This window comes from Christiangramia forsetii KT0803, assembly GCF_000060345.1.
GTDB classification, from domain to species: domain Bacteria; phylum Bacteroidota; class Bacteroidia; order Flavobacteriales; family Flavobacteriaceae; genus Christiangramia; species Christiangramia forsetii.
Genome location: NC_008571.1, coordinates 3,548,571 through 3,565,517, shown reverse-complemented (window position 1 = coordinate 3,565,517; position 16,947 = coordinate 3,548,571). Strand labels below are relative to the sequence as shown.

Below are 16,947 nucleotides of genomic sequence, written 5' to 3'. Positions count from 1 at the left end.
CTATACCCACCTATGAGAAAAATACTATTTGTTTTACCGATCATTTTATTCCAGTTTGGATTTTTACAATCACAGGAGAAATTTAATGAAGTGAAATTCAATATTGCGAATACTATTGCTATTGCTTCAGTAGAATTAGGCTATGAACGCTTTATTGATGATCACCAATCACTGGAAGGAGTTCTTTTGATCAATGACCGAATTAATTATCATTCAGAAAAAGGATCCAGAGAATTTAGTACCCAGAGTTATAAATTAGGCTACAACTATTATTTTGGGGAAGACTCTCCCGCTTCTGGTTTATATGCGAATCCATTTTTAAAATATAGAACCGGAGAATTTAGTGAGGACGCGCCGGATGCTTTGGAACCTGAATTCAGCGGGGACATTATTACAGATATGAACACTTTTATGATTGGTCTTGGTGGTGGTTACAAATGGAATTTCAACAATACTTTTGTATTAGGGCCTTTTATAAATATCGCCAGAAATTTTAGTGAAGAAGTAAAAGACAGGTTCTCTGCTATTGAGTTTAACGCTGGCTTTAATGTTGGATATAGATTTTAAATTACTTTATTACTGAAATAAAAAAACCGCTTCCTTTAGAGCGGTTTTTTTATTCTTCAACTTATATAATTAACTAATTGAGCTTTTTGAGCATCTGATTTTTCCAGGCCTTATAAGTTGCAAGGTCTTTCTCCATGAGATTCAGGCAAAATGCGATTACCGCAGCATCATCCAGATAACCAAGCACCGGAATAAAATCGGGGATTAAATCTATTGGCGATAACACATAAAGTAATGCTGCACCTGCAGCCGCAACAATATTGAAAGGGATTTCACGATATTCTCCGCTTGCATAATCCCGAACCAGCGAAAATAAGATTTTTGCATCATCCATATAACGCTTCAATTTCCCCTTATTTTCGAACTTATCAAGGATTTTTGCTTCCTCATCAATTACTTTCTCAACATCCTCCTTTTCAAACTCCTCGGTTCTTTTAGAATGCTCTTCTGCTGCCTTTTCTCTGGAAAATCCGCTCATAAAATATCAAATTTAATAGATATCGAAAATAAAGATTATTCGTTTCGAAGACAAAATTAGCTCTCTATTTATGTTTGATTTAACTACGAATTATGATCAATTTTTGACCAATCCCTTAAAAACCAAATAACAAAAAAGCCCGCTAAAATTTATAGCGGGCTTGGATAACACTTAAAAAACTAAACTATAGATCGAATTTTATCCCCTGTGCAAGAGGTAATTCGGTGGTATAATTAATTGTATTTGTTTGTCTTCTCATATAAATCTTCCAGGCATCAGATCCAGATTCACGACCTCCACCGGTTTCTTTTTCACCTCCAAAGGCTCCACCAATTTCAGCGCCTGAAGTTCCAATATTCACATTGGCAATTCCACAATCTGATCCTTCCGTAGAAAGGAATCTTTCGGCTTCTCTTAAATTATTGGTCATAATTGCTGAAGAAAGTCCTTGTTTCACTCCATTCTGAAGTTTAAGCGCATCACTTACATCCCCTTTATACTTCATTAGATAAAGTACCGGACCAAAAGTTTCATGCTGTACGATTTCAAAATGATTTTCAGCTTCAGCAATTGCAGGTTTTACATAGCATCCGCTTTCATAACCTTCACCTTCTAAAACTCCACCTTCAACCAAAATCTTACCACCTTCATCAACTACTTTCTTTAAAGCAGTTTGATAATTCTTAACCGCATCTTTATCGATAAGCGGCCCTACATGATTATTCTCATCAAGTGGATTTCCAATCTTGATCTGTTTGTAAGCTTTTACTACGGCATCTTTCACTTTATCGTACACATCTTCATGAACAATAAGTCTTCTTGTAGAAGTACAACGCTGCCCACAAGTTCCTACAGCTCCAAACACAGCACCTATTACAGTATTCTTGATATTGGCATCTGGAGTAACAATAATAGCATTATTACCACCTAATTCTAAAAGGGACTTTCCAAGTCTGGCTGCTACTGCCTGCGCAACAATTTTACCCATTTTGATTGATCCGGTAGCCGAAATTAATGGTACTCGGTCATCTTTGGTCATCATCTCACCAACCGTATAATCGCCGGTAATCAAACTTGAAATTCCTGCAGGCACCTTATTCTCTTCAAATACTTTTGCAGCGATATTCTGGCAGGCTACTGAAGTTAATGGCGTCTTTTCTGAACCTTTCCAGATGCAGGCGTCTCCGCAAACCCATGCCAGCGCCGTATTCCAGGCCCAAACTGCCACAGGAAAATTAAAAGCAGAAATAATTCCTACTATTCCAAGTGGATGGTATTGCTCGTACATTCTATGTCCTGGACGCTCACTATGCATAGTTAAACCGTGAAGCTGACGTGAAAGACCTACCGCGAAATCACAGATATCTATCATTTCCTGTACCTCACCTAGACCTTCCTGGTAAGATTTTCCCATTTCATAGGAAACCAGTTTTCCAAGAGGTTCTTTCAATCTTCTTAATTCATCATTGAATTGGCGAACCACCTCACCACGTTGTGGCGCAGGCCAGGTTCTCCACTCTTTAAAGCCTTTTTCAGCGGTAGTAACCACTTTTTCATAATCTTCCTTAGTTGTGGCTTTTACTTTTCCTATAAGTGCTCCATCAACAGGAGAATAAGATTCTATGATATCTCCGTTACTAAACCAGTCGTTTCCGGTTGAGGTTCCGTTATTGATGTCTTTTAAACCTAAATCTTTCAGGGCTTGTTTAATCCCGAATTCTTCAGCGATTTTGCTCATTAATTTATGTTTTTATCGATTAATTTGTGTAGTGTTGCGAAAATAGTAAAAATAAACCGCTATTCCTCAACTGCTGTGAATCGTTCATCTGCCGGCATCACTTCTCCGCAATTATCACAGGTTCTAAGCTCCTTACTACTGTAGAAATTTCTAAAATGCTTTAAAAAATCTGTTTCTATATCCTGCAGCGGAAAGTAAACTTCGTGCAATTTGTTATTACAATTATCACAGTACCAGATAAGTCCGTCTTTACCGTCTTCATTAAATCTTTTACGCTCCACAACGAGGCCAATAGATCCTTCGTGTCGTATTGGTGAATGCGGAACCTTTGCCGGATGCAGGTACATATCCCCGGGACCCAGTTTCATGGTTTTCTTCTTACCATCCTCCTGAATATTAATTTCAATATTACCCTCTAGCTGGTAAAAAAGCTCTTCGGTTTCATTATAATGATAATCCTTCCTGGCATTTGGACCCGCAACGATCATCACGATATAATCTCCCGATTCTTTATAAAGATTTCTATTTCCAACAGGCGGTTTTAGACTTTCCCTATTCTGTTCTATCCATTTATTTAAGTTGAATGGCCCTTCTACTGACATAACAATTATTTTATCTAAAATTACTGAATATGCACCAAACAAGGGAGTCTTCAGATTATTAATTTTGGAGTTCGTTTTTTATAGCCATGTATATTTTGATTAACTTTCGATACAAATGAATTATATGAAAAATTTACTCTTGCTTTTTAGCCTAATCTGTTTGATGTCCTGTAATGATTCAAATCAGCGTAAACAGGAAACTGTTAAATCTACTTCTAAAGAAAATAAGGAAAATGATAGCGTTCAGAACTTCGGAATTGTAATTCACGGAGGTGCCGGAACTATTTTAAAGGAAAATATGAGCGATTCGTTGGAACAAGCCTATAAAAATAAGCTGGAAGAAGCTATTAGAACCGGACACGAAATTCTGGCAAATGGAGGGACAGCGATGGAAGCCGTTCAACGAACAATAAATGTGATGGAGGATAGTCCTCTTTTCAATTCAGCAAAAGGAGCGGTTTTCACGAATGAAGGAAAAAATGAACTGGATGCTTCTATAATGGATGGTAAAACCTTAAATGCCGGAGCCATTGCGGGAGTGACCAACGTGAAGAATCCCATAAACCTGGCTTATGAGGTAATGACGAATTCAGAACATGTATTACTTTCAGGAAAAGGAGCCGAGCAGTTTGCGAAAGAACAGGGCCTTGAAATTGTTGATCCTGAATATTTCTATACCGAAAATCGTTTTAAGGCGATGGAAAGAGCCCGGAAACGAGATCAGGAAAAAAGTAATAAAACCGCTTTCTACGATCCATTTATAAAAGATGAAAAATTTGGAACCGTAGGTTGCGCAGCTTTGGATAAGAATGGCAATCTCGCTGCCGGAACCTCTACCGGGGGAATGAGTAATAAAAAATATAACCGAATTGGTGATGCTCCTATTATTGGTGCAGGCACATATGCTAACAACGAAACCTGCGCAGTTTCAAGTACAGGATGGGGAGAATATTTTATAAGAGGTGTGGTTGCCTATGATATTTCGGCGATGATGGAATATAAAGGTTTGAGCCTGCAGGAAGCGGCTTCAGAAGTTATTCAGAAAAAGCAGCCCGAATTAGGGGGCAATGGTGGAATTATAGCTATTGATCACGCTGGAAATGTTTCTATGGAATTTAATACTGCAGGAATGTACAGAGCAACTATGAACACCCAGGGTGACCTGGAAATAGGGATTTTCGAAGACTAAAAAATTCTTTATAAATGATACTATGACCCGGGCATACGCTCCGGGTTTTTTATTGGCAAATTTATTTAACGAACATTTAAGTTTGTTTAGTTCGGATATCACCGAACCAATCTTATTTTTGCAAACTAATTTATGATATTTTAAATATGGATTGTTGTTCTCCGGAAAAAAAGAAGTTGATAGAAGAGATTGGGGTGCATTTTGAAAAGGCACATAACCTGGCTCCCCTGGCTGCACGAATTTACGTGATCATGATTCTCTCTCCTAATGACGGTCATACGTTTGAGGAAATTATTGAAATTACCAGGGCTAGTAAAAGTTCCGTTTCCACCCAATTAAATTTTCTACTCCAAACAAAAAAAGTGGAGTATTTTACAAAATCCGGGGATAGAAAAAGGTACTTCCGCGCCAGTAAAACCTACTTGAAAAATACACTGAAAGAAAAGCTGGATGAAATTAAGGAAGACATCAGATTAATTGAAAAAATACATGAATTCAATTCAACACATAATAAAGAAAAGTTTGAAACCACCGGTGGTGTTGGCAGGCTATATAAAAAATACCTGATCGCTCAAAAGGAAAATCTTGAGCAAACCATTCTGAAAATGAACGAAGAAATAGTTAAGTAATTCCCTCGAAAGTAGATATCTAAAAATTATGAAAAGAAATATCCAATATATAGCACTTCTTGCAACAACGCTATTGATGATGAGTTGTGGTAAAGATGGTAAATCACAGGCGCAGGCAGCACCTGCCCAACAGGCGATGCCCTACCCTGTTACAGAGGTTCCTACTAAAACCGTTACCGGCTACACTTCTTACCCGGTAAGTATAGAAGGTATTATAAATAGTGAGGTTAGAGCTAAAGTTTCTGGTTACATCACCAATGTACTTGTAGATGAAGGACAGAAGGTTAAAAAAGGTCAAATCCTTTTTAAACTGGAAACACAGTCTCTTAATCAGGATGCCGCCGCAGCAAAAGCAAATGTAAATGCAGCACAAGTGGAAGTTGATAAATTGAAACCGTTGGTAGAAAAAAATATCATTAGTGAAGTTCAGTTGGAAACTGCAAAGGCTAAACTTCAGCAGGCAAAAAGCGGCTACAATAGTATCGCTGCCAATATAGGATATGCAAATATTAAGAGTCCGGTAGATGGCTATGTTGGTTCTATTAAATTAAGGGAAGGCGCACTGGTAAGCCCAAGTAGTCAGCAGCCACTTACTACTGTAAGTGATATTAGTAAAGTATATGCATACTTTTCAATGAGTGAAACAGAATACCTCGATTTTTTACAGGAAAAAGATGGTACCACTATTCAGGATAAGATTGAAAATATGCCAAAAGTTCAATTGAAACTTGTTAACGGAAGTACATACAGTGAAGAAGGTACTATTGAAACCATCAATTCCCAGGTGAATGAAAACACCGGTTCTATCTCCTTTAGAGCTGTTTTTAATAATCCGTCAAGAATACTTACCAACGGAAATAGTGGTCGCATATTGATTCCAAAAATTTATGAAAATGCCATCGTTATACCTCAGGAATCTACCTACGAGCAGCAGGGAAATATTCTTATATACAAATTAGGTGCAGGTAATAAGGTGAACTCTTCCATAATCAAGGTTATAGCCAGTGTAGATAATTTATACGTCGTAGAATCTGGCGTTCAGAAAGGAGATAGCATTGTAGCCAAAGGCCTGGCCAAACTACGTCCCGATACCGAAATCAAACCTCAGCCTACACCGTTTGACAGCATTGCGAAACCCATAGAAAAAGTATTCAGATAAGCTTTACTGAAAAAGAAAATTTATGCTAAAGACATTTATAGAAAGACCCGTACTCTCTACGGTGATCTCCATCATTATAGTAATTCTTGGGGTTTTGGGATTATCCAATCTCCCTATTACCCAATATCCAGATATTGCTCCACCAACTGTATCTGTAAGCACCTCCTATCCAGGTGCGAATGCCGAAACGGTGCTGGAAAGTGTTATAATCCCTATTGAAGAACAGCTGAACGGAGTGGAGGGAATGACTTATTTATCCTCAACCGCCACAAATAATGGTACTGCTGAAATTACAGTATTTTTTGACCAGGACGTTGATCCGGATATCGCTGCGGTGAACGTGCAAAACCGTGTAGCAAGGGCTAATCCATTGCTACCTGCCGAGGTTAAACAAACCGGGGTTACTACTCAGAAGCAACAAACCAGTGCCTTAATGTTCTTTTCTGTTTTCAGTAATAATGAGGATTACGATGACACTTTTATACAAAACTACCTAAAAATCAATGTTATTCCTGAAATCCAAAGGGTAAATGGGGTTGGAAATGTTCAGGTTTTTGGAGGCAAGGATTATGCGATGCGTATCTGGCTTCAACCCGATAAACTGGCTGCATACAACCTGGTACCTTCTGATGTAATTGGAGCGTTGAATGAACAAAGTCTCGAGGCCGCTGCAGGATCTTTAGGGGAGAATAATGGCGAAGCCTTTTCTTATACTATCAAATATAGCGGTAGATACAATTCTGAAGAGCAGTACAGTGATATTGTTATTAAAGCGATGGGTAATGGAGAGTTTCTTAGACTTAAAGATGTCGCGAAAATAGAACTGGATGCCCAATCCTATAGCGGAGGTTCCAAAACCAGAGGCCTGCCCGCTGTAAACATGGGGGTATTCCAGACCAAGGGTTCCAATGCGCGAGATATTATCCTGGAAATTGAAGACCGACTTGCGGAAATTGAAAAAGATCTACCCGCAGGTATGGAATTATATGTTCCTTACAACACCAATGAATTTCTAAACGCTTCTATAAATAAAGTGACTACTACGCTTATTGAAGCCTTTATCCTGGTATTTTTAGTAGTATTTGTCTTTTTACAGGACTTCAGGTCTACGCTTATTCCGGCGATTGCGGTTCCGGTATCTATAATTGGTACTTTCTTTTTTCTGAACCTGTTCGGATATTCCATAAACCTGTTAACCCTTTTTGCACTGGTGCTTGCCATTGGTATTGTGGTAGATGATGCGATTGTAGTGGTAGAGGCAGTGCACTCTAAACTGGATGAAGGTGCTAAAAGTGCCAAAAAGGCAACTATAGATGCGATGCATGAAATTTCAGGAGCTATTGTATCAATTACCCTGGTAATGGCAGCGGTATTTATTCCTGTGACGTTTATAAAAGGACCTACCGGTGTATTCTACGAGCAATTTGGTATTACCCTAATTGTAGCCATTTTTATTTCGGCGGTTAATGCACTTACACTAAGTCCGGCCTTATGTGCTCTTTTCCTGAAAACTCACGATGAAAAAGAGAAATCCAAGAAATCTTTCCTGCAGAGATTCTATGATGCATTTAATAAAGGCTTTAATGCGACCATAGAAAGATATGGCCGTTCCCTGAGTTTCCTTTATAAAAATAAATGGATCACCGCATTAATTCTAATAGTAGCCGTAGGAGGAATTTGGTGGGCATCTTCCTCCACGCCGTCAGGATTTGTTCCTGATGAGGACAGAGGATTGATCTTTGTAAATATTGAACTTCCCGCCGGAGCTTCCATAGACAGAACTCAAGAAGTAAACGATCTTTTATATAATAAGGTAAAAGATATGGATGGAATTGAAGGGGTTTCTATCATTTCGGGTAGAAGTTTGATCAATGGAGCGGGAAGTAATTACGGGCTTGGCTTCATAAAACTCGATAATTGGGATAGTAGGGATACCGATGAGTTATCTATAGAATCGCTTACTGGAAAATTATTTGGCATTGCAGCAACAATTCCAGAGGCCAATATCATATTCTTCTCTCCACCGAGTATTCCCGGTTTTGGTAACTCCTCTGGATTTGAAGTAAACCTGCTGGATCGTTCAGGCTCGAGTTTTGATGAGCTGGATGCTGCTAATCAGGAATTTATTCAGAAATTATCTCAAAGACCGGAAATTCAATACGCACAATCATCATTTAATACCAATTATCCTCAATATGAACTGGAGCTGAATGTTCCACTTGCCAAGGAAAAAGGTGTTACAGTGAACGAGATCTTTTCAACCTTACAGGGTTATATAGGTGGAGTTTACGCCGCCGATTTTTCCAAATTTGGTAAACAATATCGTGTATATGTCCAGGCGTTGCCTGAAGATCGTGCAGAAAAAAGTGATCTTAACAAACTATATGTTAGAACTTCCACAGGTGAAATGACACCCATAACCCAGTTTGTTAATCTGAAGAGGGTTTATGGCCCGCAATCTGTAACAAGATTTAACCTGTTCAATTCCACCAAACTTTCAGGAGCTACAAATCCCGGGTATAGCTCGGGAGATGCGATTGCTGCAATTGAAGAAGTTGCCTCTACCTTACCTGAAAATTATACTACAGCCTATTCCGGTTTAACAAGGGAAGAGGTAAATGCCGGTAACCAGACAACTACGATATTCTTACTTTCTATCGTGTTTGTTTATTTTCTTCTGGCTGCGCAGTATGAGAGCTATTTATTGCCATTCTCGGTATTGCTCTCACTACCACTGGGAGTTTTCGGAGCTTACATCACCACAAAGTTCGCAGGATTACAGAATAATATTTATTTCCAGATCGCATTGATCATGTTAATTGGTTTGCTGGCTAAGAATGCGATTCTAATCGTGGAATTTGCCATCCAGAGACGACGAAATGGAGAGTCCATCGCAGATGCGGCAATACATGGAGCAAAAGCCAGACTCCGCCCCATCTTAATGACCTCATTTGCCTTTATACTAGGACTTCTTCCTCTGGTTCTCGCCACAGGTGTTGGAGCAGAAGGAAATCGCTCCATTGGTACCGGTGCTGCCGGAGGTTTGTTAATAGGAACGGTTACTGGTGTATTTGTAATTCCAATCCTGTTCATACTATTCCAATGGCTTCAGGAGAAAATTGGAAAGAAACCGGAAGCAATAGAAAACCATTAATTCAGAAAAGTATTATTTAAGATGAAACGAATAATAAATTATAAGTTCCTTATTGCCGGAATTGGTCTTCTAAACCTTCAATCCTGTTTCGTGGCAAAAGATTATGATCAGCCGGAAGTAGTAAAAGAAGACTATTATAGAACCGATAATATCGAACAGGATAGCCTGAATATGGCAACTATATCCTGGACCGAAATGTTTACAGATCCTATTCTTCAGGATTATATTGAGCAGGGTCTTCAGAATAATATCGATATCAGGATCGCTCTTCAGCAAATAATTGCAGCTGAAGCCTACGTAAAACAGGGTAAAGCTGGCTATCTACCTACTATAAATGGAAATGCCTCGTACACTCATCAGAAATTATCTGAAAACAGCCAGTTTGGTAATCAGTTTAGTTCTTTAGATCAGTATCAGTTAAGTGCAGACCTTTCCTGGGAAGCCGATATCTGGGGTAAGATAAGAAGCCAGAAGCGTGCTTTTGATGCGAGCTATTTACAGAGTATTGCAGCTCATCAGGCTGTAAAAACAAGGTTGATAGCGAATATTGCTTCTACTTATTACCAATTATTGTCTCTGGATGAGCAGATAAAAATTACCGAAGAAACGATTGATAACCGTGAAAATAGTCTGGAGACAACACAAGCGCTAAAAGAGGCTGGAAACCTTACAGAGGTTGGGGTTAAGCAAACCGAAGCTCAACTGTATACGGCACAGGGCATATTAATTGATCTTAAAAATCAGGAAAGATTACTAGAAAATACATTGTCAATTTTACTTGGAGTAGCTCCTATTCAAATTGAAAGATCAGAACTTGAAGAGCAGGAGATCACTACAGATTTGAACATAGGTGTCCCTGTACAATTATTAAGAAACCGCCCCGATGTGATAGCTGCAGAATATGATTTAGTAAATGCCTTTGAACTTACAAATCTCGCGAAAAGCAATTTTTATCCTTCGCTTAGACTCACCGCGACCGGAGGTTTACAGGCACTTGAATCTGGAGATCTATTTAATGCCAGTTCGCTTTTTGCTACAGTAATGGGCGGACTCGCTCAACCAATTTTAAACGGAAGACGAATTAGAACGGAATATGAAGTTTCAGTAGCTCAGCAGGAACAGGCAAGATTAGAATTTAGAAGAGCTATTTTAACCGCCAGCAAAGAAGTATCTGATGCTCTTTATTCTTATGAGGCAGCGACAAATAAAATTGAAGTGAAGCAAAAAGAATATAATGCTTATGATCTCGCTACAGAATATTCAGAAGAATTATTAAATAACGGACTTGCAAATTATCTGGAGGTACTTACCGCCAGAGAGAATGCGCTTAATTCCAGTTTAGATCTTTCCAATGCAAAATATAATCAGTTAAAAGCGGTAGTAGATCTTTATGAAGCCCTGGGTGGTGGATGGAAATAATTAAATCTTAGTTGTTAGTTGAATGTGACCTTATACTTAAGAATTTGAGGTCCCTATTTTGAAATTATATGAAAAAAATTATACAAATATCTATCAGTTTTATTCTTGTGTTTATATCCCTAAACAAGGTTGATGCTCAGGAGGTAAAGTCTAAGGACACTCTAAGCAGAACCTGGGATTTGATGAAATATGATGGACAAAGTGCATTTGGTGGAATCAAAAAAGCCTATACTGCTCCCCTAAAGTGGCAAAAAGATGATTTTATTACTGCAGGAGCAGTGGTTGCCGGAACGGCTGCTCTATACATTTTTGATGAAGAAACAAACGAATATTTTGTTAAGCAGGGAGAAGACGCTCCAACTCTGGTTAAGGATATTGGATGGTACTTTGGTAGTCCGCAAAATAATTATGGCCTTACAGGAGCAGTTTATCTGGTTGGATTGTTTACGAAGAACGAAAAAATAAGGAAAACAGGAGTGCTAATGATTTCTGCAGCGACAGCTTCGGGAATCATTCAGTCTATTTCAAAAACTGCAGTAGGACGTGCCAGACCATCGGCTGAGGAAGGTAAAAACAGCTTTGATCCATTCAGTAGTGAAGGGAAGTACCATTCATTCCCGTCTGGACACACCATATTATCTTTTACTACTATGTATGCACTTTCCAAGCAATTTAAAAATCCATTTGTAAAAGCGGGACTTATGGGTGTTGGGCTTATTTCACCTGTATCACGATTATGGTCGGGTGCACACTGGCTTACTGACGTGGGGCTTAGTCTAGCCATCAGTGTAGCTGTGGTAGATAGCATAGATAAATACCTAAATTTTGAAAGGGACTATGGCGTTCAAAAGGAAAAAGTGATTTCGTGGAAAATGCATCTTGGTCTTGGACGAGTGGGACTGGTAGGCACTTTTTAACCTCTTCTTAAATAAAAGCTTCATTCCTAATCCTTATCTTTATTTTTCAAATTTCAGTTTATGAAAAGTAGTTTTAATGATATCATCAAAAGTGAAACTCCGGTTTTAATCGATTTTTATGCAGACTGGTGTGGCCCCTGTAAATCCCTGGCTCCAATTCTGAAGCAGGTGAAGAAAGAACTTGGCGATAAGGTGAAAATTGTAAAAATTGATGTGGATAAAAATCAACCGTTAGCTGCAAAATATCAGGTGCGGGGCGTTCCTACCATGATCATTTTTAAAAATGGAGAACAAATGTGGCGACAGTCGGGGGTATTGCCTAAAGAAGAAATTAAAAATAAGATTACTTCAATCTAGAGATCTTTCAAAGTAGGTACTTCAAAAGTTTTAACATCCCAGCCGGCTAATTTAGCTCCAGCCTGATAGGCCGACTCCATGAAATCAAGCAATACATTTCGAGGATTATTCTCTTTTTTAAGGTCGGCATACGTTAAGATTGCCATATAAGAGCCATTATTCAGCACCCAGTTGGCTGTTTTGGGATTAAGTTCTTGTAAATTCATATTCTCCGGTCCCGGATACGTATAAGAATAAAAGGCTGGTTCCTGAACATTTTTATCTCCGGCCCAGAATCCAAAGCTTATACATTCATGGGTATAAGCATCCCTATCAGAAATTCTTGCTTCTTTAGCCATTTCGGGTGCTTTTTTTCCGGAAAAACGAGTTACCGCCAAATCCATCGAATGCCAGTACAAATGAATAGGACAGGTTTTTCCATAAAATCGTCCACTAAATTCTTTAAAAGCTGAATCTACCCATTGAAAGGTTTTCCAAAAGGAAGTACTATACTCCTTGTCATAATTATGAATATCGGTTATTTCTGAAAACTCTTTATCAATATTTAAATCATATGGTTTCTCTTTTATTTCAACCTGAATTTCAAGATCTTCTAGAAAATTAATAACATTATTATAAAACGTAGCAACGCTTAGTCCTTTGTATAAATCAAATTCCTTGGTTTCCCCGCTGCTCTTAGTGATCTCAAGTCTGCTTTGAAGTATGTTCAAATTAAGCGAAAAAGTGTCAAAACCGTTATTTATAGATATTGGTCCCGTTGTGAAGCCCTTTTCATAAACATATAAGGTGATATACCACCAATGATTTTTTCTAGAAGCAAAGCACATTCTAATCTTTCCTAAAATCTGAAAGAATAAATGCAGTGTAAGCTTTTTTTCTTCATTGCCTACATAGTTAAGTTCAGGTAATTTATTAGATGGTTTCATAATATCATTTAAGTTTGCCCCCTTTGGCCACCCACCATGGGCGAACTTCCACGACCAGTCTTCCTGCTTCCACCATTGGGTCTAAATTTGCCAGACTATCGGCTTCCTTTTGAGTGGCGGTATTGAAAACTACGATCCCGCGTAAATCCCCGTCATCTCCCATTGGTCCGGTTAAGCTGGTATAACCTTCTTCATCAAGCCTGGCTAGATGCGCTAAGTGCTGCTTCTGAAGTTCAGCTGCTTTTGTAGAATCCTGATTACGTTTAGGACCGGATTTCAAAAATACCATATAGTATTGTTGCATTAAATAGGTGGTGTCCCCCGCTTTATAACTAAAAGTCTGATAACCGTCTTTTTTTAATTGCTTTTCTATTGAAGCGATATCTGGAGTTACTACGGAATCTTTTTTAACTTCTATCTCCTTATTTTCTGAAGCTTCATTATTTGGTACATCCATGCACCCAACTAAAAGACCAATGACAAGAAAATATAAAATTCTATTCATTATTTCCAGTTTTTAAATGGTTTTGCTATTAAACTTGAATTATAATAATCAAGGTTGCCGGTCACCTCTTTTCCCAGCCAATCGGGTTTTTTAAACTTTTCATCCTCACTTTGCAGTTCAACTTCAGCTATGACAAGCCCATTATTATTCTCCAAGAATTCATCTACTTCATAAGTATGATCCCCAAAAGGGATGAGATGCCTGTATTTCTCAATTTTCCCAGGCTCACATAATTTCAACAATTCTTTCGCTTCACCTAACGGAATTTTCTTCTCCCATTCAAATCTTGACAAGCCATTTTCAGAAGACTTCCCTTTAATTGTCATAAATGCATTATCGCCGCTAATTCTTATTCTTATAGTTCTCTCAGGATGTGTATTTAAATAAGCCTGAATAAAAAGTGTCTTTTTTGAAGCCTGTTCTTTAAATTTATCTGAAGTGACTAAAAATTTTCGTTCTATTTCCTGCATTTCAATTATCTCTTTTCAGCAATATTTTTAATTTCATCTGAAGGTATGGTGCCACTTCTATAATCATTATTGGCCAGATATATCATGGCATCAGCAATAATTTCTGGATGAATGGTTCTGTATTTTTTAAGACTTCCCACGAGTAAATTATCACCAATACTCATTATTTTTTTCCAGATAAATTCAAAAGGACGGCTCTCCTTCCTATTTCCTCCAATTAAAGAAGGTTGCAGTATATAGGTATTTGAAATCTGTTGTTCCAGCACCGCTCCTTCCATTTCGCCCTTTATCCGATTATAAAAAAACCTGCTTTTCTCATCGGCACCCATCGCTGATATCACCTGAAAAGTATTTATCTTATTTCTACTACTGAGTTTTGCTGCCGTGGCCGGAATTCCAAAATCAACCATCCTGTATGTATCATTATCGGGGGTTTTCTTTTGGGTACTACCAACACAACAATAAACCTCATCTGCAGTGAATAGATCAGCTACTTTTTCAAGTTCAAATAAGTCGATCAAATATTCTTCAATTTTCTCATGTTTTTGCTGAACATGATTTCTGGCAAATACCTTGATCTTTCGATAACGATCATCATTTAGGAGCTTTTTCAGCAAAATACTTCCGGTTAAGCCGGTAGCACCTAAAATTATTGCAGTTTTTTGTTTCATCTTTTTATCTCGTACCCTATCAAAGATAAGTTTTATGTTTTAGAATTGAATATTTGATTTATAATTGACCGGCACTTTTATCTTTCAGAAATAAAGAAGCAAGTCAGTACGGTTTAAATAGAAAGATTCCTCCTTCGTCGGAATGACAAACCCAGGTCATTTTGATACACAGTGCAACGGAGTGAGAAATATTTTGAGTATAATTTCAATTCCGAAAGAATTAATTGTCATTCAGCGCGGAACGTATTGAAGAGAAGAATCTTTTATTATTAATATTCCTGGAAACTGGAGTTTCCTCCTTTCGTCGGAATGACATTCCTACATTTTTCAAAATAAACTGACAGCGTATTGAAAAGGTTTATTATTCATAATCATAAAATCACTCATGCATCGGGATAAGTGAAACTAATCATTATCGGTGCGCCTTTGGCTTCGGAAATGAAGTAGAAATTCAAACCTATCATTCATAAGATCCCTCTTGCATCGGGATAAGTGAAACTAATCATTTCCGGTGCGCCTTTGGCTTCGGAAATGAAGTTTCACTAAATTTGTCAGGTGGAAAGACTTCGCAAAATTATCCATATAGATATGGATGCTTTTTATGCTTCAGTAGAACAACTGGACAATCCCGAACTTCGTGGGAAAGCCGTGGCAGTTGGCGGAAGTTCTCAAAGAGGTGTGGTAAGTGCCGCCAGCTACGAAGCTCGAAAATTTGGTGTGCGTAGTGCTATGAGTAGTGTAATCGCCAAGCGAAATTGTCCCGACCTGATTTTCGTGAAACCAAGATTTGAAAGATATAAAGAGATTTCAGGCCAGATTAGGGAGATCTTTTTTGAGTATACAGACCTGGTAGAACCCCTCTCATTAGATGAAGCCTATCTGGATGTTACTGAAAACAAAAAAGGAAATCCCAGTGCAACTTTAATCGCAAAACAGATAAGAGACCGAATTAAGGAAAAAACGGGACTGAATGCTTCCGCCGGAATTTCCATCAATAAATTCATTGCGAAAATAGCCAGCGACGTTAATAAACCTAATGGACAGAAGACCGTTCAGCCGGAAGAAGTCATAGCGTTTTTGGAAGAACTCGATATTAGAAAGTTCTATGGGGTTGGAAAAGTAACTGCCGAAAAAATGTATCGTTTAGGGATTTTTACCGGAAAAGATTTAAAATTGAAATCTGAAGAATATCTCACTGAACATTTTGGAAAAAGCGGAACTCACTTTTATAATGTGGTTCGAGGTATTCATTTAAGCGAAGTTAAACCTCATAGAATTAGAAAATCGCTGGGAGCTGAAAGAACTTTTAATGAAAATATTTCTTCTGAAATTTTTATGCTGGAACGGCTGGAAAATATTGCAGAAGAGATAGAACGCCGACTTACAAAAAGCAAAGTTGCCGGAAAAACGATTACGCTAAAGATTAAATACAGTGATTTTACCCAGCAAACACGAAGCAGAACTATTAACTTCTATATCGCCAATAAAGACCTGATCCTGGAAATAGCTAAAGAGCTTTTATATCAGGAGAAAATGAAGAATTCTGTACGTCTTCTTGGAATAAGTTTATCTAATCTCAATACTGAAAAAGGAGATAAAAAAGAGGAACAAAAAGAGATCTTTGTCCAGTTAAAATTTAAATTTTAGAATTCATGAAAAATCATTTCCTGTTAATTTTCATTAGTTCAATATTTTTTCTATCCTCTTGTAGCGAGGATAATAGGCCCTACAATTTACCTGAAAATGCTTCAAATTTAATTTATGGAGACAGCCTGAAAACCTGGAAGATAGCACGTCGCTATAACGATGATATTCGAATGAATATGAACCCATGTTTTTTGGCGTATCGTCAGACATTCAAAGCAGATCAAACCGTATTTGATAATAATGAAGAAAATAGGGACTGCGGACCTAGTCTTTCTGGAGAATGGCAGTTTAAAAAAGGACCAAACGACCATTATTATGTGAAAATAAGCAGTCCAGATCTACCTAAATTACTGAACACTGACAAAGACTATAAATATTTCAAAATCCTGAAATTAACCAAAGACACATTAAAAGTGTCTTTTAAGCATAAGCAATACGGTAACAAGTTAAGGACGATCACAGATGTGTTGGTTCGGGAAGATCTTAATATTGGAGACCGGTATTTTCACCATTAAAAAA

General features: G+C 37.9%; 17 protein-coding genes. 10 read left to right on the top strand and 7 right to left on the bottom strand.

The window, feature by feature from the left end; translation table 11 throughout:
- Window positions 1-12 precede the first annotated feature (12 nt).
- Window positions 13-567 carry an autotransporter outer membrane beta-barrel domain-containing protein gene (locus GFO_RS16055; protein WP_011711244.1) on the top strand — a complete coding sequence of 185 codons (555 nt, stop codon included), beginning with the start codon at window positions 13-15 and terminating at the stop codon, window positions 565-567.
- A 73-nt stretch (window positions 568-640) separates the two neighbouring features.
- Here GFO_RS16055 and GFO_RS16050 read toward each other — a convergent pair whose 3' ends face one another.
- The 3 genes from GFO_RS16050 to GFO_RS16040 all read right to left on the bottom strand — a co-directional run bounded on the left by GFO_RS16050 (window position 641) and on the right by GFO_RS16040 (window position 3,385).
- Complete coding sequence (locus GFO_RS16050) at window positions 641-1,045, bottom strand: YkvA family protein (RefSeq protein WP_011711243.1); 405 nt, start codon at window positions 1,043-1,045, stop codon at window positions 641-643.
- Window positions 1,046-1,229: 184 nt separating this feature from the next.
- Entirely contained in the window at window positions 1,230-2,783 is a 1,554-nt protein-coding gene (gene amaB / locus GFO_RS16045; RefSeq protein WP_011711242.1) for an L-piperidine-6-carboxylate dehydrogenase, read from the bottom strand.
- Window positions 2,784-2,842: 59 nt separating this feature from the next.
- On the bottom strand, window positions 2,843-3,385 hold the full coding sequence (locus GFO_RS16040; RefSeq protein ID WP_011711241.1) for a 3-hydroxyanthranilate 3,4-dioxygenase: 543 nt from the start codon (window positions 3,383-3,385) through the stop codon (window positions 2,843-2,845).
- Window positions 3,386-3,509: 124 nt separating this feature from the next.
- Between GFO_RS16040 and GFO_RS16035 the strand changes: the two genes are divergently transcribed.
- The 7 genes from GFO_RS16035 (at window position 3,510) to trxA (ending at window position 12,209) form a co-directional block, all read left to right on the top strand.
- A complete protein-coding gene (locus tag GFO_RS16035; protein WP_041250417.1) occupies window positions 3,510-4,574 on the top strand; it encodes an isoaspartyl peptidase/L-asparaginase family protein in 1,065 nt (354 codons plus the stop codon).
- Between the two features lie 146 nt (window positions 4,575-4,720).
- A complete protein-coding gene (locus tag GFO_RS16030) occupies window positions 4,721-5,203 on the top strand; it encodes a GbsR/MarR family transcriptional regulator (RefSeq protein ID WP_011711239.1) in 483 nt (160 codons plus the stop codon).
- Between the two features lie 28 nt (window positions 5,204-5,231).
- Entirely contained in the window at window positions 5,232-6,362 is a 1,131-nt protein-coding gene (locus GFO_RS16025) for an efflux RND transporter periplasmic adaptor subunit (RefSeq protein ID WP_011711238.1), read from the top strand.
- Between the two features lie 22 nt (window positions 6,363-6,384).
- Window positions 6,385-9,516, top strand: a complete 3,132-nt coding sequence (locus GFO_RS16020; protein ID WP_011711237.1) for an efflux RND transporter permease subunit — start codon at window positions 6,385-6,387, stop codon at window positions 9,514-9,516.
- A gap of 21 nt (window positions 9,517-9,537) precedes the next feature.
- Window positions 9,538-10,935, top strand: coding sequence for an efflux transporter outer membrane subunit (locus GFO_RS16015; RefSeq protein WP_011711236.1), 1,398 nt, complete (start codon window positions 9,538-9,540; stop codon window positions 10,933-10,935).
- Window positions 10,936-11,003: 68 nt separating this feature from the next.
- Window positions 11,004-11,852: a phosphatase PAP2 family protein gene (locus GFO_RS16010; RefSeq protein ID WP_011711235.1), complete on the top strand. Its 849-nt coding sequence runs from the start codon at window positions 11,004-11,006 to the stop codon at window positions 11,850-11,852.
- Window positions 11,853-11,912: 60 nt separating this feature from the next.
- Window positions 11,913-12,209, top strand: coding sequence for a thioredoxin (trxA, locus tag GFO_RS16005; RefSeq protein ID WP_011711234.1), 297 nt, complete (start codon window positions 11,913-11,915; stop codon window positions 12,207-12,209).
- On the opposite strand, the gene GFO_RS16000 is transcribed toward trxA, so the two are convergent.
- The 4 genes from GFO_RS16000 to GFO_RS15985 are packed head-to-tail and all read right to left on the bottom strand — an operon-like array spanning window position 12,206 to window position 14,781.
- Window positions 12,206-13,135, bottom strand: coding sequence for a DUF5996 family protein (locus tag GFO_RS16000; protein WP_011711233.1), 930 nt, complete (start codon window positions 13,133-13,135; stop codon window positions 12,206-12,208). The two genes, trxA and GFO_RS16000, sit on opposite strands and share 4 nt — an antisense overlap.
- A 4-nt stretch (window positions 13,136-13,139) precedes the next feature.
- Window positions 13,140-13,640, bottom strand: coding sequence for a YciI family protein (locus GFO_RS15995; protein WP_011711232.1), 501 nt, complete (start codon window positions 13,638-13,640; stop codon window positions 13,140-13,142).
- A complete protein-coding gene (locus tag GFO_RS15990) occupies window positions 13,640-14,110 on the bottom strand; it encodes a CYTH domain-containing protein (protein ID WP_011711231.1) in 471 nt (156 codons plus the stop codon). Before GFO_RS15990 ends, GFO_RS15995 begins: the two co-directional genes overlap by 1 nt.
- Before the next feature lie 5 nt (window positions 14,111-14,115).
- On the bottom strand, window positions 14,116-14,781 hold the full coding sequence (locus tag GFO_RS15985; protein ID WP_011711230.1) for an NAD(P)H-binding protein: 666 nt from the start codon (window positions 14,779-14,781) through the stop codon (window positions 14,116-14,118).
- 555 nt (window positions 14,782-15,336) lie between these two features.
- On the opposite strand from GFO_RS15985, the gene dinB reads away from it, so the two are divergent.
- Window positions 15,337-16,428: a DNA polymerase IV gene (dinB, locus tag GFO_RS15980; RefSeq protein WP_011711229.1), complete on the top strand. Its 1,092-nt coding sequence runs from the start codon at window positions 15,337-15,339 to the stop codon at window positions 16,426-16,428.
- Between the two features lie 5 nt (window positions 16,429-16,433).
- On the top strand, window positions 16,434-16,943 hold the full coding sequence (locus GFO_RS15975) for a lipocalin-like domain-containing protein (protein ID WP_011711228.1): 510 nt from the start codon (window positions 16,434-16,436) through the stop codon (window positions 16,941-16,943).
- Window positions 16,944-16,947 lie beyond the last annotated feature (4 nt).

What these genes read in the sequence shown, in the direction of transcription:
- GFO_RS16055 (WP_011711244.1), top strand. Translation starts at nt 13, where the DNA reads ATGAGAAAAATACTATTTGTTTTACCGATCATTTTATTCCAGTTTGGA.
- GFO_RS16050 (WP_011711243.1), bottom strand. Translation starts at nt 1,045, where the DNA reads ATGAGCGGATTTTCCAGAGAAAAGGCAGCAGAAGAGCATTCTAAAAGA.
- amaB (WP_011711242.1), bottom strand. Translation starts at nt 2,783, where the DNA reads ATGAGCAAAATCGCTGAAGAATTCGGGATTAAACAAGCCCTGAAAGAT.
- GFO_RS16040 (WP_011711241.1), bottom strand. Translation starts at nt 3,385, where the DNA reads ATGTCAGTAGAAGGGCCATTCAACTTAAATAAATGGATAGAACAGAAT.
- GFO_RS16035 (WP_041250417.1), top strand. Translation starts at nt 3,510, where the DNA reads ATGAAAAATTTACTCTTGCTTTTTAGCCTAATCTGTTTGATGTCCTGT.
- GFO_RS16030 (WP_011711239.1), top strand. Translation starts at nt 4,721, where the DNA reads ATGGATTGTTGTTCTCCGGAAAAAAAGAAGTTGATAGAAGAGATTGGG.
- GFO_RS16025 (WP_011711238.1), top strand. Translation starts at nt 5,232, where the DNA reads ATGAAAAGAAATATCCAATATATAGCACTTCTTGCAACAACGCTATTG.
- GFO_RS16020 (WP_011711237.1), top strand. Translation starts at nt 6,385, where the DNA reads ATGCTAAAGACATTTATAGAAAGACCCGTACTCTCTACGGTGATCTCC.
- GFO_RS16015 (WP_011711236.1), top strand. Translation starts at nt 9,538, where the DNA reads ATGAAACGAATAATAAATTATAAGTTCCTTATTGCCGGAATTGGTCTT.
- GFO_RS16010 (WP_011711235.1), top strand. Translation starts at nt 11,004, where the DNA reads ATGAAAAAAATTATACAAATATCTATCAGTTTTATTCTTGTGTTTATA.
- trxA (WP_011711234.1), top strand. Translation starts at nt 11,913, where the DNA reads ATGAAAAGTAGTTTTAATGATATCATCAAAAGTGAAACTCCGGTTTTA.
- GFO_RS16000 (WP_011711233.1), bottom strand. Translation starts at nt 13,135, where the DNA reads ATGAAACCATCTAATAAATTACCTGAACTTAACTATGTAGGCAATGAA.
- GFO_RS15995 (WP_011711232.1), bottom strand. Translation starts at nt 13,640, where the DNA reads ATGAATAGAATTTTATATTTTCTTGTCATTGGTCTTTTAGTTGGGTGC.
- GFO_RS15990 (WP_011711231.1), bottom strand. Translation starts at nt 14,110, where the DNA reads ATGCAGGAAATAGAACGAAAATTTTTAGTCACTTCAGATAAATTTAAA.
- GFO_RS15985 (WP_011711230.1), bottom strand. Translation starts at nt 14,781, where the DNA reads ATGAAACAAAAAACTGCAATAATTTTAGGTGCTACCGGCTTAACCGGA.
- GFO_RS15975 (WP_011711228.1), top strand. Translation starts at nt 16,434, where the DNA reads ATGAAAAATCATTTCCTGTTAATTTTCATTAGTTCAATATTTTTTCTA.